Source organism: Paenibacillus timonensis (assembly GCF_022427145.1).
Lineage (GTDB): Bacteria > Bacillota > Bacilli > Paenibacillales > Paenibacillaceae > Fontibacillus > Fontibacillus timonensis.
The window spans coordinates 1-23054 of the sequence record NZ_JAKSXN010000074.1 but is presented as its reverse complement, the minus strand read 5'-3'; the positions used below and the strand labels follow the sequence as shown (position 1 = coordinate 23054).

Sequence of the window (23054 nt, the reverse complement as noted above, 5' to 3'; positions counted from 1 at the left end):
TAAAAAAGCTGCTCCCCCTCATCGGTTGATGAGCGGCAGAGCAGCCTTTCTACAATGGTCAAACCCTTGGCAACAAAGCTCCATTTTGCTTCTTTTGCCTATGGCTCCGCTCGGGCCGAGTCCGGCACCGGCACCCCGAAATTCGGCGTGCCGTCCTCGTTCCATTCCAGAAACTGGGCCCGAGTATGCCGGTTCGGGTCGTACAGCGGGTCGCCGTCGATCTCCTTGTAATTGCGGGCGTGGTAGATCAACACGTCACGACCGTCTTCCGAGACGGTAAAACTGTTATGCCCGGGTCCGAATTGCCCGGCCGCCTCGTTCGTCGCGAACACCGGTACCGGCGATTTCGTCCAGGAGCCGGGGGCCAGCAGATTCGCCGATTCGTCGGCGGAGAGCAACCCCATGCAATAATGATGATCGGTTGCGCTGGCCGAATAGCTGATGAAAATCCGCCCCTTCCGTTTCAGCACCGCCGGACCTTCGTTCACTTTGAAGCCGATCGTCTCCCAGTCGTATTCCGGCGTGGAGATCATCGCCTGTTCACCGGTCAGCGTCCATGGATTGCTCATCCGGGAGATGTACAGATTGGAGTTGCCGTCGATTCCCGGATCCTTCTGCGCCCAAACATAATACCGTTCTCCCCGATGCTCGAACGTCGTCGCATCCAGCGCGAACGACTCCCAGCGCGTGCGAACCTGCCCTTTCTCTTCCCATCCCCCTTCGAGCGGATTGGCGGAAGCGTTCTCCAGCACATACATCCGGTGGTCGAACAACCCTTCCTTCGTTTCGGTCGTCCGCGCCGCGGCAAAATAGATATACCATTTTCCATCGATAAAATGGATTTCCGGCGCCCAGATGTTGGCGCTGAGCGGACCGGATTCATATTTCCGCCAGGCCACGACCGGCTCCGCGTCCCCCAAGCCTTGCAGCGTTGTTGACCGGCGGATTTCGATCCGGTCGTACTCGGGAACCGATGCCGTAAAGTAATAATAACCGTCCTGATGCTTGTAAACCCACGGATCCGCCCGCTGCTCCACGATCGGATTCAAATACGCCTGCTTGTGACTCATCTCGGTTTCTTCTCCTTCTCCTTCTGTCATTTAGGTTCCATTCCGGCCTTCCTCGTACAACATGCGGACCACCGCTTCCGTTATCGGCATGTCGTAGACGCGGAGCTCATCCATCGACCCTTGGAAGGGGGGATCCCACCAATTGACCCCTAGGCTGAACTTCCCTTGATCCTCCGTGAAAATATCCGGGAATCCGGTTCCCGAAAATTTCGCCGCCCCGTCTACGTACACCTTCACGTTCCCTTCGTCTACGACAAAGGCCACATGATACCATGCACCCGCCGAAATCCGCGCGCCCGTCGTCCCGTCATACCAGGCTTCTCCGGACCACAGCATCGTGTTATGGTCCCAGGAATCCGGAACAAGGCTGATCCAGCTCGTATTGGATATCGCCCCGAAGAAGCTGGTCGTAAATGGGGTGAATTGCTGCGGATTCAGCCATAGGGAAACCGAATAACGGTTTCCTTGGATCAGGCCGTCATCCAGGCGAATCCCGGATTTCCCGTCAAACCAGGCGGCCTGCCCGAGTACCCCATCCGTATAGCTAATCGCTCCGCCCTCGGCATCGAGCTTTGCCCCGGTGACCGCTCCATCCGGAAGCCGTCCTTCGGCTTCCGATAAATTCCCTTCGAAACCATAGTGAGCCCGCAGTCCATAGGAAGGGTCGATCGGGGCGACGACGATGGCAAAGGTCTTGACGGCACTCGCTTTCCCTTTAGTGATCGTAGCGGTCAACGTGGCCCGGGCATCGGCTTCCCCCGCCTTAGGCGGATGAATCACCCCGTTCTCGGAAATTACGCTTGGATCCGAGGTGGACCAGACGATTTGGGCGCCATGTGTCCCTTCCGCCGGCAGCGTCAGGTTGTTCATGACTTTGCCGGTATCTCCTAAGGTCAAAGCCTCCTGCACCGCTTTAACGACTTGACGGTCGTTCATTTCCGGCTGTCGGATGCCCCAAATCGTAGCGCCTTCGCGGGAAATGGCCGTAAAGGTCATCGTCTCCCTCCCCAGGTTCTCATCCCGGCCGCTGACGAATACGCCGTCGTAAGCCACTCCATCCAGGGTAAGCTCCGCTCCGTAGGAATCGTTCAGCTTCCAGGTCCCCGTTTTCGAGCCCGAAATCGTATGGTCCTTGTTCAAAGTGAGGTGGACCGAAGTCGGGACCTCGCCGGAATAGGCGAGCCCATGATTGACGAATTGATAATCGCCGACGAGCTGGGAGGCCTTCACTTTCTGCAGGGATTCCCCGGCATAACGCGTCGGCGCCATGACCAGCCAGCCGTTTCCGTTCATAAACAGCTGGTGCACCCGGACTTCGTGGACCTCTCCCCGCTGCGGAAAACGGGTATGGAACACCGAGAAATATTTCTTTGTTTTCTCGTCATAAATCAACGAGTTGTGTCCCGGCGAAGCATAACCGTAACCAAGCCCCGTGCCGGGATCGCCGATTTTGCGGTCGAACAGGAAATTGCCGACCATTTTGATGCCATATGGAGCATTGTCCGTATCGCTGGGCAGCACGGCATTGTGCCCGGCCGCATCTAGATAAGGGCCATCCGGCCGTTCGGCCCGGAACTGCCGGAGGTTGTAGCCGCCATTCGCTCCCAGCCAACCATAGGAAACGTTCAAATAATAATATCCCGAAGCTTGATCATATAAAATGTAGGGACCTTCGCCGGATTTCGTATAACCTCCGGCGATTTTGGCGCCGAAGTAGCGGTCCACGAGGCGTCCGTCCGACGTCGTGCCGTCCTTGCCCGGATATATGACCTGGCCGGTGACCGGATCCAGCTCGACGAGGAAGATCCCGCCGGACCAGGAGCCGTACGTCATCCACAGCTTGCCTGCCTCATCAAAGAATAAGGCGGCATCAATCGCGTTTGGATACATGGCATTATTATAGGAACCGTCGCCGTTGAACCAGTTTGGATTCGCCTCCGCCAGCTTTCCTTGCTCTACCAGCTTTTGGATGTTCGTATTCGTCCACTTCTTATCCACCCGGCTATTCTCGTCAAATGCCGTTTCCTTCGTAAATCCGGAGTAAATGACCGTATCCACGTAGGTGTACGGCCCTTCGATATTTTTGGATACGGCATAACCGATGGCGGAACGGATATACGTGGACGAAGCGCTGTAATACATCATGTACGCGCCGGTCGTCCCGTCCGGATGGCGGTATTTGCCGTTCCAGATGACGCCCGGCGCCCAGACCGCGAATCCGCCTTTGCTGTCGGCGTCGTCCTCCCCCGCCCAAGCGAACGAACCGGCCAGATTTCGGGACAAGTCGCCATAGATGGCGTTCCCCGGGGTTTGATAGCCGTTAGTAAACGTCGTCCAATTCATCAAATCGGCCGATTTGGCGGCCTCGATATGCGAACCGAAGACATAATAGGCCGAACCGGCCTTGACGATGTTCGGATCGTGCACCGATACGTTGGTAAACGAAGGGCCTTGCTTCTTCTCCGAAGGTCCGCTTATCGGAGCGTCGCCGCCCGATGTCTTCCGTTCCGCGTCGCCCCCGCTGCTTGCCCATCCTTCGCCAGGCATGAGCAGGATAAAGATCAAGAGCAAGGCCAAGCCCTTGTACATGCTTTTCAACGAACTTCCCTCCTTGCCGGGTTAGGCGATATTGTCCGTCCTATCCTTTGACCGCTCCCGCCGTCATCCCGTCGATAAAGTATTTTTGGAAAGCGACAAACAAGATGAAGATCGGAATGATGGAGAAAAAAGAACCCACGATCAGCAAATCATAGTTATTGCCGTAAGGGGTCAGCAGCGTCTTGAGCCCGATCGGCAGCGTGTATTTGTTCGCGTCGCTCAAGACCATAAACGGCCAAAGGAAGTTGTTCCAGCTGTTCATGCCGTTGAGGATCGCCATCGCCGCAAACGATGGCTTCATGACCGGCAGGATCAGCCGCACGTAGATCCCGTACTCGCTTGCCCCGTCAACCCGGCCGGCGGCGATGATTTCCCGGGGAATTCCCCGCAGATATTGCCTGAAGAAGAAGATCGTTGCCGCGCTGGCGATCCCCGGCAGGATGATTGCCGAATACGAGTTCATCAACCCGATATCGTACGTTAACGTGTACAGCGGCAGCAGCAGGATTTCAAACGGGACCATCATGATCAGCAGCACGCAGACGAACAGGACGTTTTTCCCCTTGAATTCGTAAGCCGAAAACCCGTACGCCACCGTGGCGCTGACCAGCAGCGTCAATGCCACCTGCACGACCGTTAACAACAGCGAGTTGAAAAACCACAAGAAGTAGGAATGACTCCCCGTGAACAGGTAAACGAAGTTATCGAAGCTCATGGAAGGCAAATCAAACCGCAAATTGAGCCCGTACCGGATCAAATCCTCTCCGGGCTTAAAGGAAGCCAGCGTAACGGCATAAAACGGCAGAAGGATCAGCACGCTCAGGAGGGCAAAAAACACGAATAGGACGATTTTGATGGGTAAACCGCGAGTTGGTTTCGTCATGCTTCCTCCTCCTTCTTAAACATGCCGGTAAAGGCCAGCTGCGTCAGGTTAATGACCATCGTAATGACGAGAAGCACGATGCCGACGGCGGCTGCATACCCCAAGTTGTTCTTCTCGATTCCCTGGCGGTACAAGTAGCCGACGATGGTCAAGCCGATATTTTTCGGAGAATTGTTGCCGTTCCAGAGCATCATGCTTTCGATGAACATCGCCAAGCCGGCATAAATGCTGATCGTTAATACGTAAATCGTCGTCGGCTTCAACAGCGGCATGGTGATCTTCGTAAATCGCTGGAAGGGAGAGGCCCCGTCAATCGAAGCGGCTTCGTAATATTCGTCGGGAATATTCTTAAGTCCGGATAAGAAATAAAGCATGTTCACCCCGGTCCATCTCCAGGTCGCCAAGGCCAATAAAGCGATAAATCCGGTCGTCTGCCCTTTCAGGAATTTGATCGGATCTACACCAAACAAACCCAAAAAGCTGTTGATTAACGAACCTTCCATTTCTCCGAACATCAGTCGGAAAATGGTCCCCGCCACCACGACCGAGGTCAGCGCCGGGAAGAAAAAAGCGGATTTGAAAAATTCTCTGGCCCACATGAATTTGTTGTTGATCAATACGGCAAACAGCATCGGAAACGGAATCAGGATCACCAAGGTCAAGACCATGTAGATCGCGCTGTTCCCGACCGCTTTGAGGAAAATGCCGTCGCCCATCAACTTCTCGTAGTTGTCCAAACCGATCCACGCGGCTTCCTGCCCCAGGGTGACCTTCTGGAAGCTCATTCCGAAGGAGCTGGCCAGCGGATACACCCAGAAGATAAGGAAGACGAGAACGAACGGCAAAATAAATACGTATGGAGCCACCTTTTGCGAGTAAAGGAATTTTTTGACCATCGCCCTACCCCTTTTTTAAACAGAGCTACTCCGGGAGGAGTAGCTCGCTGTTGATTTCAACGATTTGCGATTACTTCAACTCCTGCTCGATTTGCGCTTGCGCATCGTCCAGGGCTTGCTTGATATCTTTGCCGTCTTCGAAAATCTCGTTCAGCGTGACCGTACAAAGCACGTTGTTGATCGTCGGCGACGCCGAGGTCGATTTGATCAACTGAATTTCGTCCTTAATGTCGGCCAGCACGTCAAACGGGTTGTTAATGAAGTACTTCACAAATTGGTTCTCCGGGTTATGGGTGACGTCTTTCATCTCCCAAACGTCCATGTTCACGGGATCGAAGCCCAGCGTGTTCCAAATTTCAATGTTGGCATCCTCCGACAATTTGGCGAAGGCCAGGAAATCCTTCGCAAGCTCAACGTCTTTCGCCGTTTTGGTCACGACGGTCCCGGTTCCGCCGCCGCCGACCGAACGCGGCATGCCTTTCTCGATGACCGGAATCGGCGCGATCGCGATCTTTCCGGACAGGTCCTTCATGTAGTTCGTGTATCTCGACATTTGCCAGAGCGGCATGAAAGCGGTCGCATAGTTACCCGCGTTAAACTCCCCGTACGCTTCTTCCGTATCCGGCTGCCCGCCGGCGATCGTGGCGATCACGTTGTTGTCTTGCAGATCCTTCAGCAGGGTGAGCGCCTTCACCATCGCCTCCGAATTGACGATCGGGTTCCCGGCGTCGTCCGTAAAGTCGGTCCCTTGCTGCGCCAGCAGCTGGGAAGTTTGCCATGTCGCGCTCGTGTCGGCGGTCCCCATGTATTTCCCGGTTTTCTCATAGACTTGAATCCCGGCTTTTTTGAAATCATCCCAAGTGACGATCGTCTTGTAATCCACCCCGGCGGCTTCCAAAATTTCCGTGTTGTAAAAAGCGACCGAAGCGCCGACGTGGGTCGGAACGCCATAATTCTTGCCGTCCTTGCTGTAAAGGTCGATTCTGGATTTGACGATCGTGTCCCGGTAAGGGTCGATGACGTCGTTCAATTCGACCAGCTGCGGCGTCCCGGCCAAGAAGTCCGGGAACTTGCCCAACTCGATATCGGCGATATCCGGCGCGCCAACGCCCGTTTGCACGGCAATCGATAGTTTATTATGCATGTCGTCGTAAGGCATCACGGTGACGTTCAGCTTGATTTGCCGATCCGGATTGGCGGCATTCCATTTCTCCAACATTTTCTCGAAATGCTGTCCATGCAGTTCCACGAAAGTCCAATAGGAAAGCTCAGTCGCGCTTTCTCCTGCACCGCCGTCCAGCACGGAGGTTTCGCCTCCGGCCGTCGTCGACGCTTTGCCGCAGCCCCATAACCATGTAGCCATCGTTAAAACCAAGAGCACAATGAATCCTTTTTTCTTCATCCTTGACCCTCCCTGACAAAATAAAATCTACACACTCCATGTACAGTCTGTTTCTCTCACTTCTAGTCAACCCGTTGGTCATCAATGACCCTAAGAAGCGCTCACTGTTGTGCATAGCTCATGTTGTCATCGTTCAATTGGGAGAAGAACCGGCTTCTCTTGGAGAAGCGCCGATTCGCTAGCTAGTTTCTTGGCTTACCCAAACGAATCACGTTCCAGGAGGCTTTGACCAATCGTGCTTTGACATAACCGTCATCGCAAGTCGCACTCCCTGCGGCGTGAGGTTTAACATCCTCCCGGTCCGCCGTATTTACGGCCTTCAAATCCTCATGCTCCAGCACGAGATGCTCGATCAGGCGGTATCCTTCGAACCCGCGGATATCGCAGTCCAGCTCAAGGGATTCTTCCAGATGACGGTTGACCGCAAAAATCGTCAGCGTGTCTTCGGCTTCGTTGTACACGACGGCGCTGTCCAGATAAGGAACGTCGGTATAGTCCTTGGCGTCGTATACCGGAGAGTCGACGACCGGCTGCAGCGAGACGCCCCGCCCGAAAACCGAAGCATGCATGTAGGGATAATAGATCGTCTGCTTCCATGAGCGTCCGCCATTCTCCGTCATGATCGGGGCGATGACGTTCACCAATTGGGCCATGCAAGCCATCTTCACCCGGTCGGCATGGCGCAGGAAGGTGATCAGCATGCTTCCGACCAGCAAGGCGTCCTCGAAGTTGTAGGCGTCTTCCAACTGCGGCGGCGCAATCCCCCATGGATCCAGCTTAGCGTCGGCATCGTTGGAATGATACCAAACGTTCCACTCGTCGAAGCTGAGGTACATCGTTTTTTTGCTGCGCTTCTTCGCTTTGACATAGTCGCAAGTGGCAATCACCGTCCGGATGAAATGATCCATGTCCATCGAACGGGCGAGGAAATTCGCGGAGTCGTTATCCCGGTTGCCATAGTATTGATGCAGGGAGACGTAGTCGGCAACCTCGTAGGTGTGATCCAGCGTCACCGCTTCCCATTCGGGGAACGAAGGCATCGAGGAACTGGAACTCCCGCATGACACAAGTTCGATATCGGGATCCACCAACCGCATTGCCTTCGCCGTCTCGTAGGCGAGCCGGCCGTATTCCTGCGGCGTCTTCTGGCCGATTTGCCAAGGGCCGTCCATCTCGTTGCCCAGGCACCAGGTTCTGATCCGGTGCGGCTGCTCGTAACCGTGGCTGCGGCGCAAATCGCTCCAATAGCTGCCCCCCGGATGGTTGCAGTACTCCAGCAAATTGCGGGCGGCATCGACGCCGCGGGTGCCAAGGTTCACCGCCATCATGACTTCCGAGCCGACCTCTTTGGCCCATCCGGCAAACTCGTTCGTGCCGACCCAATTCGGCTCGACTGTCCTCCAAGCCAGTTCCAAGCGCTTCGGCCTTGCCTCGACCGGACCTACCCCGTCTTCCCAGTTGTAGCCGGATACGAAATTTCCGCCAGGATATCGGATGATCGGAACGCCCAGCTGTTTGACCAATTCCTTCACATCGTTTCGGAACCCTTGGCGGTCGGCAGACGGATGCGAAGGCTCATAGATCCCTCCGTACACCGCTCGGCCCAAATGTTCTATGAAGGAGCCGTAAATCCGCCGATCCACTTCGGCAATCCTAAAGGCTTTGTCTACGACCATCGTTGCTCGCGGTGCTGCTGATGACATGATGACCACCTTCCGTTTTAAAAAATACTAAACTATTTCGAATAACCTTGAATGAATCCGTTTACAGGTATAAAATAACATATGAGATTTAGGTTGTAAATACATTTATCTAAATCATTTTATACTTTTATGAAATTAATGAGACAAACGATGCATAACATCGTGAAAACCGCTGTAAACCGCTTGTATTTTCAATAAAACCATGAAATTTAGTTTAGATAGAAATGAAGTTAATCGCAGATTTATTACAAATTTAAGCTATTTTTTGAACTATATTTACAATTTTTGATTTGATGCTTTATTAAACGACCGAGTTAGTTTATAATAATCTAAAATAAAACAATCCATCATTCTATTGGAAGAAGGTTCGAATATCCAATGATCTATATTAAGGATTTGATGAGCGGGATCGACATTTTTAAAGCGTTAAGCTCGGAGATCAGGATTCAAATCCTCGAACTGCTGGCCAAGAACCAAGCCTTAAACTTGAACGACCTGGCCACCAAGCTAGGCTTGAGCAACGGGGCCATTACGATGCACATCAAAAAGCTGGAGGAAAGCGGCCTGATCGAAATCAACACTTCGGTAGGCAAACACGGCATCCAGAAGATTTGTTATTTGAACAAAGACAAGCTGATGGTCGACCTGCGGAGCAAGGATGTCGACAATTTATACGAGGTGGAAATCCAGGTGGGCCACTACAGCAATTACCAGGCGCTCCCTACCTGCGGGCTCGCCACGAAGGACAGCATTATCGGGGACTTCGACGATCCCCGTTACTTTGCCGATCCGCAGCGGATCGATTCGGAGATCATTTGGTTGTCCGAAGGCTTCCTGGAATACCGCATTCCGAATTACCTCAAGCCGAACCAGTCGTTCCGGGAAATTCAATTCTCGATGGAGCTCGGCTCGGAAGCTCCCGGATTTTGCGACAACTACCCGTCCGACATCTATTTCTATTTGAACGGCGTCGAAATCGGTTTCTGGACGAGTCCGGGAGACTTCGGCGACGCACGCGGCACGTTTAACCCGGATTGGTGGCCGCCGCATCTGAACCAATACGGGATGCTGAAGCTGATTCGGATCAACAATGAGGGCAGTTTTATCGACGGATGCCGCATTTCCGACGTCACGTTGGAACAGATCAACCTCGATTACAAAAGCGAGCTGACATTCCGCATTGCCGTCACCGACAAACCGCTCAACAAACGAGGTTTGACCATCTACGGCCGGAACTTCGGCAATTACAGCCAGGATCTGTTGGCCCGGGTGCTGTATGACGTGAGGGAGGAATAACAAAAAGAAGCAGTTTTTCAGGTCCTCATTTGCCTGAATGCTGCTTCTTTTTATGCGCATAATATTCTACATTGTTTGCCCATTGTCGACCGTAAGGACCTGCCCGGTCAGGGAGGGCTGCTCCAGGACCGCGGCGATGAATGCGGCGATCTCCTCCGGCGTGGAGATCCGATCCAAAGGCAGATGACGGATGAGCGCCCGCATCTGCTCCTCCTTACCAGCCCACCAACGCGTGTCTACCGCCCCGGGGGCGACGCCGATAACGCGCACGTCCGGTGCCAGGGCATGGGCCAGCGACTTGGTTAAGCCGTGCACGGCCGCCTTGGATACCGCATAAGGAAGAGAGGAGCCTTTCCCCGTTATCCCGGCGATGCTGCCGACGTTGACAATCGCCCCCTTGCCTGCCTTCAAATACGGCGCGGCCGCCCGCGCGCAGTTGAACATGCCTTTCACGTTGACCGCGAACAGATCGTCCCATGCTTCCTCCGTGACCGCATCCAAATCCTCCATGGCGATATATCGGGTGATGCTGGCGTTGTTGACCAAGTAATCGATCGTCCCGAATGCCTTGACGATCTGTTCGACCATGGAGACGACCTCGGCATTTCGGGACACATCGGCCTGAATGGCCATCGCCCGGCCGCCGAACCGCTGAATGGCTTGCACGGTCTCCTCGGCCTCCGCCGCGGAACGGGAATAGTTGACCGCGACGATCGCCCCGCGTTCGGCCAGCAGCAGGGCTGTTGCCCTACCGATCCCCGTGCCGCCTCCGGTGACTAGAACCACTTTGTTATGGGTACTCATTTTTACATCTCCTCCTGCATCAGATATGGACTCGTTGCCTTCGCTTGGTTCTGCGGGCTGCGGTTCCCCTGCCAATTCACCAGGAAAATGCCTGCACAAGTCAAGGCTCCGCCGGCGTATACATACCAATCGATGTGCTCTCCAAGCAGCACCCAGCTGCAAAGGACACTAAAGATTGGAACGAGGAACAGAAACGAGCTCGTTGTTCCCGGATCGCTATGGCTAATCAAATAGAACCAAAGCGTAAATTGGACGATGGAACAGAAGAGGACCATCCAAACGATCACCAACCCCGACGCGAGGTTCAGTTCGAAGGCGGGCTTCTCCCCGGCAAAGCTCAGAATCAGCAGCAGGATCCCGCCTGCCAGCATTTGGTAAGCGGCCAGCACCCTTTTATCGAACGCCGGGCCAATCCGGTTAATGATTAACGTGGCGACGGTGAAGCAAACGGCTCCAGCAAGAGCAAATACGGTACCGGGATCCAAGCTCAGATGCAGCCCAAAAGTGATCACGACGCCGATAAAACCGATCGCGACGCCGAACCATTGCCTTACGCGGTAGGCGGTGCCCATCAGCGCCCCCCAAACGAGAAGCATCAGCGGGCTGGTGCTCGAGATAATCGCCGACTCTCCGGAGGTGATCCACCGCATGCTGTAGGCCGTGAATCCCATTACCCCGACGGATTGGAACAATCCAAGCAACCCGATTTGCATCCATGCCTTTGCTCCTTTGGGCTGCGGTTTTTTGGCGCTGAACAAGGCTAGCAGTCCCCCGGCAAACAAGAAGCGGATCCCCATGAGCATGAGGGGCGTCGTATGCATCATCCCCAGCTTGGCAACGGGATAGGCCGTCCCCATCAAGAAGGTCGTCAACAGCAGCAAACCTGTATATTTGTAAACGTTCATGTCGCTCATCCTCTCAAGGTGTCATTCATGTTTGTATTGTAAGGGAACTTTGCGATTATGTATAATGATTGGTAAAGATACTTGATATCACTATTGATGATACCTAATGAATAGGAGGCCCCTATATGGAAAGCGCGGATCTGCGTATTTTTCAAGCCGTCGCCCGGGACGGTTCCATCACCAAAGCCGCCACCCGCCTGGGCTACGTGCAGTCCAACGTGACCGCCCGCATTAGGCAGCTCGAATCGGAGCTGGGGACGGGACTGTTTTACCGTCATAACCGAGGCATGACCTTGACCTCCAGCGGTAAAATGCTGCTGGATTACGCCGACAAAATCATCGGCCTGCTGGACGAAGCGGCGGCGGCGCTCTCCTTCTCCGGCGAACCGACCGGACCGCTGTTGATCGGCTCGACGCAGACCACAGCGGCGGTTCGCTTGCCCAAGCTGCTGAGCAGGTATTACGAAATGTACCCGAAGGTAGAGTTAACGTTGACGACCGACCTCTCCGACCGTCTGGCGGAGAAGGTGCTGCAATACGATCTGGACGTGGCCTTCGGCAACTTCCGGTACCGCCACGACGAACTGGCTTCCATTCCCGTGTTCGATGAGGAGGTTGTCGTCATCTCTCCGCCGGGGATCGACAATCTGGACGAAGCGCTCACGAAACCAAGCCTGGTCTACAGCCGAGGCTGCACCTACCGCGAAATGCTGGAGGCGATGCAGCATTCCCGCGGCAGAACCTATGTCGGCACGATGGAGTTCGGCACGTTGGAAGCCATCCTCGGCGGCGTGTCGGCCGGACTTGGCATCTCGCTGGTGCCGCGAATCGTCGCCGAGAGGCAGGAGCAGGACGGCAGCGTACGGATCCATGAGGTTCCCGAAGCGATGCGGCACATGAAAACCGAGCTCATCTACCGCAAAAACGCCCATCCGACCAGCGCGCTCCGCGCTTTGCTGGAGCTGATGGGGGTGCGGGAGGAAGCGGTGTCTTAGGGGACCGCGAGGCGGACAGGAATAGCGGTAAAAAATGGCCTTGGTATTTTTAGGCGCTATTCAAGCAAAGATTCAGTGCCAGGACGAAATAGCGGAATATATTACCGCTATTTCACGAAAAAATAACGAGCCGACTCGACCTCACCATTATGGAGGTCCAGCCGGCTCGTTTGGTTTGACGCGGCTCATCTCGATCATTGTTTCTTCTCCATGATCGTCTCTTCTTGGTCATCGACATCGTCTATTCTCTATACTAGCTCCCATCGCTATCCCTATCTTACTCTCCACACCTTACTCTCCACTTCCTGCTCCCCACTCGCAGCGTCCGACTCAAGCCGTGCCTCTAGCCTGATCTGTGCTTCCAGCCGACACCCTGCCCCGTTACGCCTAACTTAAAATCCCCGGTTGCGGAGTCACGCCAAACGCGGCAGCCAGGTCGCGCAGCTGGGCGTCGGTGATTTTTTGCAGCACCGGACGGTCGCCGAGCAGCATGTAGATCTGCGCCGCCTTTTCCACCGTCTCGATCAAGCCAAACGCTTCGTCCATCGTCGTGCCGGTGCCGAAGATCCCGTGTTGCGGCCAGACGACGACGCGGTGCTCGCGCATCTTCGCGGCGGTCGCCCGTCCGATGTCCGAACTTCCGGGCACCATCCACGGCACGATGCCGATGCCGTCGGGGAACACCACCAGACATTCCGTGCACATTTCCCAGAGCGTTTTCGTCAGCTTTTTCTCGTCCAGCTCATGGACGAACGTCATGGCCAGCGCATGCGTCGCGTGGCAGTGCATGATGATCCGGTGCGCCGGGTCCACCTTCAAACGCTCAATGTGGCTCATGAAATGCGCCGGCAACTCGCTGGTCGGTACCGCCCCGTCCCGAAGTCCCCACAGCACCTCGACCTGGTCCCCGCCTTCGGCCACCCGCAGGACGCCCAGGTTCGCTTCCGGATCGGAGATCACGTTTTTGAAATACTTGCCCGAGCCCGTCACGATAAAATAACGTCCCGCCAGCTCCTTCACCGGAAACGCGAGCGGCAGCTTGCGGCGCTCCGCAGGAGCAGCAGTTCCGAGATTCTTTACTACCTCCGCCTCGTCCAGCAGGTAGCTGATGTTCCCTCCGTTGCGCTCATCCCAGCCCAGACGCCACATATGGTACGTGATTTCCGCCATCTCCCGGATGAAAGGCACTTCCATACCCGGGGCCTGCCGATCTTGCTCCACTTCCGTTATGGTCGTACTCACAGTAGGTTCCTCTCCTTTAATCAAGACTTATATTTTGAAAAATAACGGATTACCTCGGTTGCCTTACCGAGCTAACAGCACGTTCGTTTCGTAATCTTTCACGTCCTTCAGCCACGTTTCGCGCACCGGCACGCCTTGCGAAGCGCAGAAGTAATTCCATATCGCGCCGTGCGGATACGATTTGAACTCTTCGACCAACGCCAGCCGGGACGTGTAGTCTCCGTCCAGCTCCAGCCGCTTCAACGTGTTGATCGGATCCAGCATCGCCCGCAGCAGCGCTTTTTGCGTGTTGCGCGTTCCAATGACCCAAGCCGCAATATGATTGATGCTGCCGTCGAAGAAATCGAGACCGATGTGCGTACGGTCCAGCAGCTCCCCGCGCACCAACTCGCGGGCAATTTCCAGCAGCTCGTCGTCCATCGTTACGACGTGGTCGCTGTCCCAGCGCACCGGGCGGCTGACGTGCAACAGCAGCTCGCGGCCAAACAACAGCCAGGAAGACAGCTTGTTGGAGATCGTCTCCGTCGGGTGAAAATGGCCAGCATCGAAGCATACCGCTTTGCCGCGCGACAACGCATAACCCATGTAAAATTCATGCGAGCCGACGACATAACTTTCCGAGCCGATGCCAAACAGCTTGCTCTCGACCGCGTCGATGTTGTACTTCTCGTCGATCGGCTCGGCGAACACCTCATCAAGCGCCTCCATCAACCGGGCCCGCGGCGTCAGCCGGTCCACCGGCAAGTCCTTGAAGCCGTCCGGGATCCAGACGTTGGTGACACACGGCTGGCCGAGCGCCCGGCCAAACGATTCGGCAATCTTGCGCGACGCCTTGCAGTGGTCAATCCAGAATTTACGAATCTCCGGGTCGGCGTGGCTGAGCGTGAACCCGTCCTTGGCTTTCTCGTGCGAGAAGCAGGTCGGGTTAAAATCCAAACCCAGCCCCCGCTCCTTCGCCCAATCCACCCAACCGGCAAAATGCCGCGGTTCCAGCGCATCAAGTTCGACCTGTTCGTCCGTATCGGCGTAAATCGCGTGAAGATTGACCTTATGTTTGCCCGGAATCAAGCGAAGCGCCTCGTCCAGGTCCTGCCGCAGTTCGTCCGGCGTCCGCGCCCGGCCCGGATAACTGCCGGTGACCGCCAGGCCGCCGCCCAGCTCTTGATCCTTGCGCAGGAAACCCTTGACATCATCCCCTTGCCAGCAATGCAGCGAGATCTTGATCTGTCCCAGCCGGGCCAGCGCGGCGTCGACGTCGATTCCGTGGCGCTCGTAAAGTTTTTTCGCCTCGTTATAGCTGGTTTGAATCGCGTTGTCCATGTTCTGCTCCTCCCTTTGCATGTGCTATCTATCGCTCTATCGTTCCTTCCTACCGTCACCGCGCCAGTAAATCCGCGAACCGCTTCTTAGCCTCTGCAATCTGGCCGGATGGGGTCCCCCTTGGAACATACGTCTGAATCGGAAAAGACTGCCGAATCAACTCGCGCCCCTCGCCGATATCGCGAATCGCGCCGCTGCTGATCATCTGGACCAGCAGATTGCCCAGCGCCGTCGATTCCGTCGGCCCGGCTTCCACCGGAATGCCCGACACGTCCGCCGTCCATTGGCACAGCAGCCCGTTGTTGGCCCCGCCGCCGACGATATGCAGCGTCTCCGGTTTTTGGCCGGTCAGCCGTTCAAGCTCCTGCAGATAAACGTCATAGGATAAGGCCAAGCTGTCAAAAATGCACCGCGCCACCTCGCCCGGCGTATCCGGAACCGGCTGACCCGTCGCCGCGCAAAACCGCCGAATTTCTTCGGTCATCTGCGCGGGGTGCAGGAAACGGTCATCGTTGCAATCAATCAAAGAACGAAACGGCGGCACCGCCTGCGCCAATTCCACCAACTCGGCATAGCCGTGCTGCTTCCCGTAATCCTTGCGGACTTCCTGGATCAGCCACATGCCCATGATGTTCTTCAAAAAGCGGTATGTTCCGTACGCGCCCCATTCATTGGTATAGTTGAGCTCCATCGCCTGCGGCGTTGCCAACGGCGTCTGCCGCTCCACCCCGATCAACGACCATGTCCCGCTGCTGAGATACACCCACGAAGCGCTGCTGGCCGGCACCCCCAACACGGCGGAAGCCGTATCATGCGTCGCCGCGACGATCAGCTCGCATTCGGGCAGATCGTAAGCCCGAACCAGCTCCTCTTGGATCGGCCCCAGCGGCGTTCCCGGTTCGGTCAGAGCCGGAAACTTCGATCGCGGCAGCCCCAGCAGCCGAAGCAATTCCGGGTCGTACTCACGGGACTGCAAGTTCAGCAAAGCCGTCGTCGAGGCGTTGGTCATCTCGCTGATCCGCCGCCCGGATAGCAAATAATAGAGATAATCCGGCACGAGCAGGATTTGCTCTGCCCTTGCCAGTTCCCCGCGGTCATGCGCGAATAATTGGTACAGCGTATTGAAAGGCAGATGCTGAATGCCGGTTTTCTCGTAAATCCTCCTGAACGGAAGGACCGCGTGGACCTGGGGGACTGCCTTAAACGTGCGCGAATCGCGATAAGCGTATACTTCGCCGATCCGCTCTCCCTTCCCGTCCAATAAGGCATAATCGACCGCCCACGTATCGATGCCCAGCGTGCAGCGCTCGATCCCGAGTTTTTTGGCCTTCTGCAGGCCGCGGAGGATTTCCCGGTACAAATGGTCGATATCCCAATAACAATGCCCGTTACGCTCGGAAAACCCGTTGTCGAACCGGTGGATTTCCTGCAGGGACAACCGTCCGTCCCGCAGCTCTCCCCGTACCAGCCTCCCGCTGGAGGCGCCGATATCAACGGCAACGTTATCTCTCATCGTTCAGCGCTCCTCGCTCTGAAATGCGGCCTGTTCTTACTTCTATCCTATGTCCGTTTTCTTTGTCAGTCAACATAAACAAAGATAATTTATGTTGTTTTATTTCCGTTTTTGTCTATTCCGTGAAAAACCCCTGCCGGTCTCCGCCGCCTCATTCCCCAAAACCGGTTGCCAAGCGCCCCTTTTTATCGCTATGATGGGAAGGAACCAAGACCCTGGCGTCTTGACACTATGAACGGATCCCGAGGTGAAACGCCATGCTGGCGGCAGAACGCAAACAAAAAATCATCGACCTGCTTCATCAGGACAAGCGTGTGCTGGTGTCCGAGCTCAGCCGGATGTTCGAAGTCACGGAGGAGACGATCCGCCGCGACCTGGAGAAGCTCGAGAAAGAGGGGATCGCGACCCGCTCCTACGGCGGCGCCGTGCTCAACCGGCACACGAACGAAGACTTGCCGTATACGACCCGAAACACGATTAACGTGGAGATCAAACGGGACATCGCACTCAAGGCGGTTGACCTGGTGAACGACGGCGACACGCTGATGATCGATCCGAGCTCGACCTGCTTTGAATTCCTGAAAACGCTGCATTCGAAAAACAACGTCACCGTCATCACCAATTCCGTCAGCGTCCTGAATGAATTCGCTAGCTCGAACCTCAACATCATTTCCACCGGCGGTTCGCTGCGCGCCCGTTCCCTGTCGCTGGTCGGCCCCGCCGCCCAAGAAACGGTGCAGAAATACAACGTCGACACCGCGATCATCAGTTGCAAAGGCATGTCGCCGGACAAAGGCATTTCCGATTCCAACGAGCCGGAATGCGAGCTGAAGAAGCATATGCTTCGCCATGCGGACAAAGTCATTTTGCTGGCCGACCATACGAAATTTGACAAGAATGCCTTCGTCAAGCTGGCCGACTGGGAGCAAATCGACTATTTGATCACCGACGAGCGTCCCTCCGACGCCTGGCTTCAACTGCTGCAGGGCAAGAACATCGAAGTGTTGTATTAACCAACGAGCAGCGCAAACACGATGCCCGGCCCATGTACACCGATCGTCAGATCGTTTTCGATGTCCGCAGAACGACTCGGACCGGAGATAAAATGAATGCCGGCGGGCAGAGCTTCTCGTCCGGCCGCATCAAACGTCTCCAACACCTCGCCTAAACGGGTTTTCAGCCGTTCCACGGGGACGATCGCGAACAGCGCTGTCGGCAGCAGGCTAACCGACCGCCCTTTCTCCGCGGCGGACTGAACGACCAGCGAACCGGTGTAGGCAACGGCATAGTCCGCCGCCACGATGCCGAAGTCCGCCTCCGCGGCTCGGGCGGTCCAGGCCTCGGAACGATGCCCGTTCCACACGGACACCCGGGCGCCGTCGGCGGCAAGCGCCTCATCCACCCCGAGCTCCGCCAGCAACGGATCGTCCTGGCGTAGAATATAACGGGCGCCAAGCGCCTGCGCCTTGGCCACAATATACGCCTTCGCCGCTTCGAGATCGGCCAGCCGGACGACATGCCCCCCCGCTGCCGTAAAATTGTCCTCAAAACGAGCCAACCGCTCCTCCAGGCTCCAATCCAGCTCTCTCCAGTACACCGGCGCTCCCCGAAACGGATGGACCGGCGCCTCCCGCAGCCGCGGCCGCTTGAGTTTCCCGGCGATTCGGTCCATGAACTGCTCCTGCTTCTCCCGCGCTTCCGCTTCCTTCGCTTCCAGCCAATCGTTATACTCGTTATCCATCATAGGTTTGACCTTCTTTCCGTACAGTCGCGGCACCATCCCGGTCACCGGCGGATCCATCCGTACGCACCGTTTCTTCGCGGCCTTGCGGTCCCGCCGCACGCTTACGCAGCGCCGCCTTCATTCGCTCCTGCGCGGCCGCGCCTGTGACGGTCTCCGCCACCGTTGCCCGCAGCTCGTGCTGGAGCGGTCCCCAGCGCTCGCGGAACGGCGGGTCCGCCAGGCTTGGCGCGACCCGGTAGCGATTCCAGCCCTTGAGCGGCCCGATCCGCGCCGGGATTTCGCCGCCGCGCACGACGATTCGCTGCGCGAACCGCCCCGCCTTCAGCGCCCGATGATACCGCTTGGAGTTCGCCGTCACGGCGGCGAAGCCCTTCATACCCGCCGTCTCCAGCTTGTTTCCATATCCCTGCTCGACCTTGCGCCGACGCAAATAGACGAGCATGTCGTGCAGGGGGATTTTGACTGGGCACGCTTCATAACATGCGCCGCACAAGCTGGAGGCCGAAGCGATATCGTCCCATTCCGCCACGTTCTTGTTGAGCGCCGGCGTCAGCACCGCCCCGATCGGGCCGCTGTACGTTCCGCCGTATGCATGGCCGCCGATATGGCGGTATACCGGGCACGCGTTGAGGCAAGCCCCGCAGCGGATGCAGTTTAGCAGCTCCTGAAACTCCGGATCACCCAGTTGCTCGGACCGACCGTTATCGAGGATGATAATGTGCATCTCCTCCGGGCCGTCCCCATCCGCTGTGCGGCGCGGACCGGTAATGCCGGACATGTAAACCGTGAGCTTTTGCCCGGTTGCTGAACGCGGCAGTAGCGTCGCCATTACCTCCAGGTCGCTCCAGGAGGGGATGATGCGCTCCATGCCCATAAACGTGATTTGCGTTTTGGGCACGGTCGACACCATGCGCGCGTTCCCTTCGTTTTCGAACAGCACGATCGATCCCGTCTCGGCGATCGCGAAATTGCAGCCGGTCATGCCGATGTCCGCCGCCAGAAACTTCGCCCGCAGCTTCCGGCGCACGAACCCGGCCAGCACGCTCGTCTCCGGTTGCAGCTCCTCCCCGGCCTCGCGGGACAGCAGTTCGGCGATCTGGTAGCGGTTTTTGTGAATCGCCGGGATGATGATATGCGAAGGGGCTTCTCCGGCTAACTGAATGATGTACTCGCCCAGATCGGTTTCGACCGCCTCGACGCCCGCTTCCTCCAGCGCCCGGTTGATGTGCAGCTCCTCGCTGACCATCGACTTCGACTTCACGACGGAGCGCGCCTGCTTGCGATCCGCAATCTCCAAAGCGATGCGCACCGCTTCCTCGCCGGTGGCGGCGAAGTGAACATGCGCCCCATTTGCCCGGGCTTGCTCCGCGAACCGATTCAAGTAGTAATCGAGATGCGCGATCGTATGCAGGCGGATTTGCCTTCCCCGCTCCCGCCATTCCTCCCAGTTCCCATGGTCATCGGCGGCTTTCCGTTTTCCGTCGCGCAGACGTTCCGTCGTAAAACGCACCGCTTTGCGCAGGAAATCGTTGTTCAACGCCAGGTCGGCCCGTTCCTTTACACTGCTCATGCCCCGCTTACCCCCTCGTACAGCAGCTCGGCCAGATGCATGACGCGTACCTGCTTGCGGCGGTAGCGCAAATGGCCAGCGATGTTCATCAGGCAGGCCATGTCCAGCCCGGTCAACACCTCGGCGGACGTCTCCAGCACGTGGTCGGCTTTTTCCGTGACCATCGCCCCGGAAATATCGGCCATTTTCACCGCAAACGTCCCGCCGAAACCGCAGCAATCCTCCGCGAACGGGAGCGGCACGAGCTCTATGCCCTTCACGTTTTGCAATAACGCCATCGGCTCCTCCTTGATCCCGAGCAGCCGGCTGCCGTGGCAGGACGGGTGGTACGTGACCTTGTGCGGAAACGCTGCCCCAAGATCGGTTACGCCCAGCACCTGGACGAGAAACTGCGTAAACTCATACGACTTCGCTTTCAGTTCCTCGGCCATCGCCAGCCGGACCGGATCCTGCTCGAACAACTTCGGGTAGTGGTGAATCATGCCGATGCACGAACCCGAAGGTCCGACGACAAAATCGCTGTCGGCAAAAGCCTCCAGCAGCGTGGCCGCCGACCGGCGCGCCTCATCCCAATATCCGCTGTTGAACGCCGGCTGGCCGCAGCAGGTTTGCCCCGGCGGAAATTCCAGCTTGACCCCGACCCGCGCCAGCAATCGGGCCATCGCTTCCGTGATGCGCGGGTATACCGCATCGCCGATGCAGGTGGCAAACATCGATACCTTGATGCCGGTCCCGGCCGTTGCCGATCTCGTGTCCGCTCGATTCACCAGGTCCATCCTCGTACCTCCTTTGTTTTTGTTTTGGCTTGCATGGCTTTCCCTCACGCGAATTCTGCCTTACCTTACAAACGCCGCCGGCACGCCGCCGTCGATCGTCAGCATGCAGCCGGTCGTTTTCGCCGCCTTGGACGAAGCGAAAAAGGCGACGCCTTCGGCGATATCCCGCGGATAAATATTCACCAGCAGCGTCGTGCGCTTGCGGTAATACTCCTCCAGCTGGTCCGGCTCAATCCCGTAAGCGGCGGCCCGCTCATTCCGCCAATTGGAATTCCAAATGGCCGAGCCCTGCAAAATCGCATCAGGCAAAATCGTATTGACCCGGATGCCCAGTTCCCCGCCCTCGGCCGCGATGCAGCGGGCCAAGTGGGCTTCCAGCGCTTTGGCGGAGCTGTAGGCGGTGACGTTTTTGCCGGCGTATACCGAGTTTTTCGAGCCGATGAACACCATGCTGCCGCCGAGGCTTTGCTCCTTCATCAGCTTGAACGCTTCCCGCGCGACCAGGAAATATCCCGTCCCCAGCACGGACATATTCAGATTCCATTCCTTTAGCGACGTTTCCGTGAACGGGCTGGACGTTGCCAAGCCGGCGTTGTTGACGATGATGTCGACGCCGCCGTAGGTCAAAGCGGTTTCCGCGTAAGCGGCTGCGACCTGTTCTTCCTGCGTCACGTCCATTTTCACCGCCAGCGCCCGGTTCTCGCCGTATTGGGCGTTGATTTCGGCTGCGACCTTCTGCGCCCCCTCCAGGTTTAGATCCGCCAGTACGACGTGCGCCCCTTCCCCCGCCAGTCGCCGTGCCGTTTCGCTGCCGATGCCGCCTGCGCCTCCGGTAATAAACGCAACTTTGCGGGAAAATTCCGCCTCTGCCGGAGCCAGGGACAATTTATACAACTCGAGCGGCCAATACTCGACGTTGTAGGATTCGTTTTCGCTGAGCGACACGAACCGGCCGAGCGCCGTCGCCCCTTTCATGACCGCGATCGCCCGATGGTACAGCGCTCCGCTCAACTTGGAGTTGCTCCAGCTTTTGCCGGTGTTCAGCATGCCGACCCCGGGGATCAGGATGACGCGCGGCGCCGCGTCGAACATGACGTCATTGGCCTGCTTGTTGCGTTCGAAATAAGCTTGGTACCGCGCTTTGTAGTCAGCGATTCCGGTGGTCAGCTTCTCCTTCAGCCCGGCGACATCAGCGGCATTCGGCTTCCAGTCGATGAATAAAGGCACCACTTTGGTGTGCACCAAGTGGTCGGGACAGGCGGCGCCAACCTGCGACAGCTCGCCGGCATCCCGGCTGCCGGCGAATTCGAGCACGTCCGCCTCGTCGTCGAACGTCACGATGACCGGCTTCGCTCCGCTGGCCAACCCCCGAACCAGCGGCATGATTTCGGCGGCAATCGCCCGGCGTTGCCCGGCTTCCAACGGCTCGGCAGACTGCCCGCCGAATACGCGGCCTTCCGCGGCTTGAGTACCGCTTTTTGCTTCAATATACGCTTCCGCTTCATTGATAATCGCTATGGTTTTGGCGTAGCAATCCTCCTGCGTTTCGCCCCAGGTCACCAGCCCATGCTTCTCCATCAGTACCAGTTCCGCATCCGGGTTGGACAACACGCCTTCGGCGATCATTTTTGACAAGGTGAACCCCGGCCGGATATACGGAACCCACACGAACCGGTTGCCGTAGATTTCCCGGGCAATGTCTTGGCCGTTGTCGGCGCAGCACAAACTGATGATCGCGTCCGGATGCGTATGGTCCACATGCTTGAACGGCAAAAACGCATGCAGCAGCGTTTCAATTGATGCCCGCGGATGTTTGGAGTCGATCATGCAGTTCGCCAGGTAAGCCACCATCTCTTCATCCGTCATCTCTTCCCGCTCAAAAAGCGGCCGAATGTCATCCATGCGCAGACCGGTAAAGTTTCCGGCTTTCATTGTCGCAAGATCCGAACCGCTGCCCTTCACCCACATCACCTCAACGTCCCGGCCTCGGAAGTCCTTCTCGAGCGTCTTGCTCGAAGTGTTGCCGCCCCCCCAGTTGCACACCCGGCGATCTGCGCCAAGCAGATTAGAGCGGTAGACGAGTTGCTCCCGTCCCGGGGATAAAGCCGATGCTTTTGATGAGTCCCATAAGTTCTGTACCATGATTACCTCCATTTTTGTTTGTTTGGTTTTTTCTTTATTTTTGTTTGTTTTAATTTTAAACGATTTGGTTTGTTTTGGGTATAGCGCTTTCAAAAAAAATAGAAAACCTTCACGTTTGATGTTTCTTCCCCCTCTTTCAGCGATTATCCCCTTCGATCAGGATTCTCAGGGTTTTGATTACCCTTTGCTCCTTTG

19 protein-coding genes are annotated in these 23054 nt (G+C 56.7%); 4 read left to right on the top strand and 15 right to left on the bottom strand.

Going from position 1 to position 23054, the window contains the following annotated elements; genetic code table 11:
• Nucleotides 1-98 precede the first annotated feature (98 nt).
• From MJ257_RS21770 to arfA, 6 genes are all read right to left on the bottom strand, one after another.
• Nucleotides 99-1070 (bottom strand): glycoside hydrolase family 43 protein, encoded by a 972-nt coding sequence (locus MJ257_RS21770; RefSeq protein ID WP_240271214.1) that lies wholly within the window; start codon nucleotides 1068-1070, stop codon nucleotides 99-101.
• A 30-nt stretch (nucleotides 1071-1100) separates the two neighbouring features.
• Complete coding sequence (locus tag MJ257_RS21765; protein WP_240271218.1) at nucleotides 1101-3659, bottom strand: LamG-like jellyroll fold domain-containing protein; 2559 nt, start codon at nucleotides 3657-3659, stop codon at nucleotides 1101-1103.
• Nucleotides 3660-3708: 49 nt separating this feature from the next.
• Entirely contained in the window at nucleotides 3709-4551 is an 843-nt protein-coding gene (locus MJ257_RS21760; RefSeq protein ID WP_240271213.1) for a carbohydrate ABC transporter permease, read from the bottom strand.
• Nucleotides 4548-5447, bottom strand: a complete 900-nt coding sequence (locus MJ257_RS21755) for a carbohydrate ABC transporter permease (protein WP_240271212.1) — start codon at nucleotides 5445-5447, stop codon at nucleotides 4548-4550. Before MJ257_RS21755 ends, MJ257_RS21760 begins: the two co-directional genes overlap by 4 nt.
• 70 nt (nucleotides 5448-5517) lie before the next feature.
• A complete protein-coding gene (locus MJ257_RS21750) occupies nucleotides 5518-6849 on the bottom strand; it encodes an ABC transporter substrate-binding protein (RefSeq protein ID WP_240271211.1) in 1332 nt (443 codons plus the stop codon).
• Between the two features lie 182 nt (nucleotides 6850-7031).
• A complete protein-coding gene (gene arfA, locus MJ257_RS21745) occupies nucleotides 7032-8552 on the bottom strand; it encodes an arabinosylfuranosidase ArfA (protein ID WP_240271210.1) in 1521 nt (506 codons plus the stop codon).
• Between the two features lie 378 nt (nucleotides 8553-8930).
• Between arfA and MJ257_RS21740 the strand changes: the two genes are divergently transcribed.
• Nucleotides 8931-9848 (top strand): ArsR/SmtB family transcription factor, encoded by a 918-nt coding sequence (locus MJ257_RS21740; RefSeq protein WP_240271209.1) that lies wholly within the window; start codon nucleotides 8931-8933, stop codon nucleotides 9846-9848.
• A 66-nt stretch (nucleotides 9849-9914) separates the two neighbouring features.
• Here the strand turns inward: MJ257_RS21740 and MJ257_RS21735 are convergent, their stop codons facing one another.
• The gene (locus tag MJ257_RS21735; RefSeq protein ID WP_240271208.1) at nucleotides 9915-10652 is read right to left on the bottom strand and encodes an SDR family NAD(P)-dependent oxidoreductase; all 738 of its coding nucleotides are present in this window, start codon (nucleotides 10650-10652) and stop codon (nucleotides 9915-9917) included.
• A gap of 2 nt (nucleotides 10653-10654) precedes the next feature.
• Nucleotides 10655-11557 carry a DMT family transporter gene (locus MJ257_RS21730; protein ID WP_240271207.1) on the bottom strand — a complete coding sequence of 301 codons (903 nt, stop codon included), beginning with the start codon at nucleotides 11555-11557 and terminating at the stop codon, nucleotides 10655-10657.
• Between the two features lie 125 nt (nucleotides 11558-11682).
• On the opposite strand from MJ257_RS21730, the gene MJ257_RS21725 reads away from it, so the two are divergent.
• Nucleotides 11683-12552, top strand: a complete 870-nt coding sequence (locus MJ257_RS21725; RefSeq protein WP_240271206.1) for a LysR family transcriptional regulator — start codon at nucleotides 11683-11685, stop codon at nucleotides 12550-12552.
• 387 nt (nucleotides 12553-12939) lie between these two features.
• Here the strand turns inward: MJ257_RS21725 and rhaD are convergent, their stop codons facing one another.
• The 3 genes from rhaD to rhaB all read right to left on the bottom strand — a co-directional run bounded on the left by rhaD (nucleotide 12940) and on the right by rhaB (nucleotide 16627).
• Entirely contained in the window at nucleotides 12940-13746 is an 807-nt protein-coding gene (rhaD, locus tag MJ257_RS21720; protein WP_240271217.1) for a rhamnulose-1-phosphate aldolase, read from the bottom strand.
• 111 nt (nucleotides 13747-13857) lie between these two features.
• On the bottom strand, nucleotides 13858-15114 hold the full coding sequence (gene rhaA / locus MJ257_RS21715; RefSeq protein WP_240271205.1) for an L-rhamnose isomerase: 1257 nt from the start codon (nucleotides 15112-15114) through the stop codon (nucleotides 13858-13860).
• A gap of 55 nt (nucleotides 15115-15169) precedes the next feature.
• The gene (rhaB, locus tag MJ257_RS21710; RefSeq protein ID WP_240271204.1) at nucleotides 15170-16627 is read right to left on the bottom strand and encodes a rhamnulokinase; all 1458 of its coding nucleotides are present in this window, start codon (nucleotides 16625-16627) and stop codon (nucleotides 15170-15172) included.
• A gap of 257 nt (nucleotides 16628-16884) precedes the next feature.
• Here rhaB and MJ257_RS21705 point away from each other — a divergent pair, with 257 nt between their 5' ends.
• Nucleotides 16885-17640: a DeoR/GlpR family DNA-binding transcription regulator gene (locus tag MJ257_RS21705; RefSeq protein ID WP_240271203.1), complete on the top strand. Its 756-nt coding sequence runs from the start codon at nucleotides 16885-16887 to the stop codon at nucleotides 17638-17640.
• On the opposite strand, the gene MJ257_RS21700 is transcribed toward MJ257_RS21705, so the two are convergent.
• From MJ257_RS21700 to MJ257_RS21685, 4 genes are all read right to left on the bottom strand, one after another.
• Nucleotides 17637-18368 (bottom strand): LutC/YkgG family protein, encoded by a 732-nt coding sequence (locus MJ257_RS21700; RefSeq protein ID WP_240271216.1) that lies wholly within the window; start codon nucleotides 18366-18368, stop codon nucleotides 17637-17639. The genes MJ257_RS21705 and MJ257_RS21700 overlap by 4 nt on opposite strands.
• Nucleotides 18361-19941, bottom strand: coding sequence for a LutB/LldF family L-lactate oxidation iron-sulfur protein (locus tag MJ257_RS21695; RefSeq protein ID WP_240271202.1), 1581 nt, complete (start codon nucleotides 19939-19941; stop codon nucleotides 18361-18363). The genes MJ257_RS21700 and MJ257_RS21695 overlap by 8 nt, the downstream gene beginning before the upstream one ends.
• Nucleotides 19938-20666 (bottom strand): (Fe-S)-binding protein, encoded by a 729-nt coding sequence (locus MJ257_RS21690; protein WP_240271215.1) that lies wholly within the window; start codon nucleotides 20664-20666, stop codon nucleotides 19938-19940. Before MJ257_RS21690 ends, MJ257_RS21695 begins: the two co-directional genes overlap by 4 nt.
• Nucleotides 20667-20777: 111 nt before the next feature.
• Nucleotides 20778-22859, bottom strand: a complete 2082-nt coding sequence (locus MJ257_RS21685) for a bifunctional aldolase/short-chain dehydrogenase (RefSeq protein WP_240271201.1) — start codon at nucleotides 22857-22859, stop codon at nucleotides 20778-20780.
• On the opposite strand from MJ257_RS21685, the gene MJ257_RS21680 reads away from it, so the two are divergent.
• Nucleotides 22858-23054, top strand: a 197-nt coding sequence (locus MJ257_RS21680; RefSeq protein WP_240271200.1) for a hypothetical protein, incomplete at its 3' end; no start/stop codon positions are given. The genes MJ257_RS21685 and MJ257_RS21680 overlap by 2 nt on opposite strands.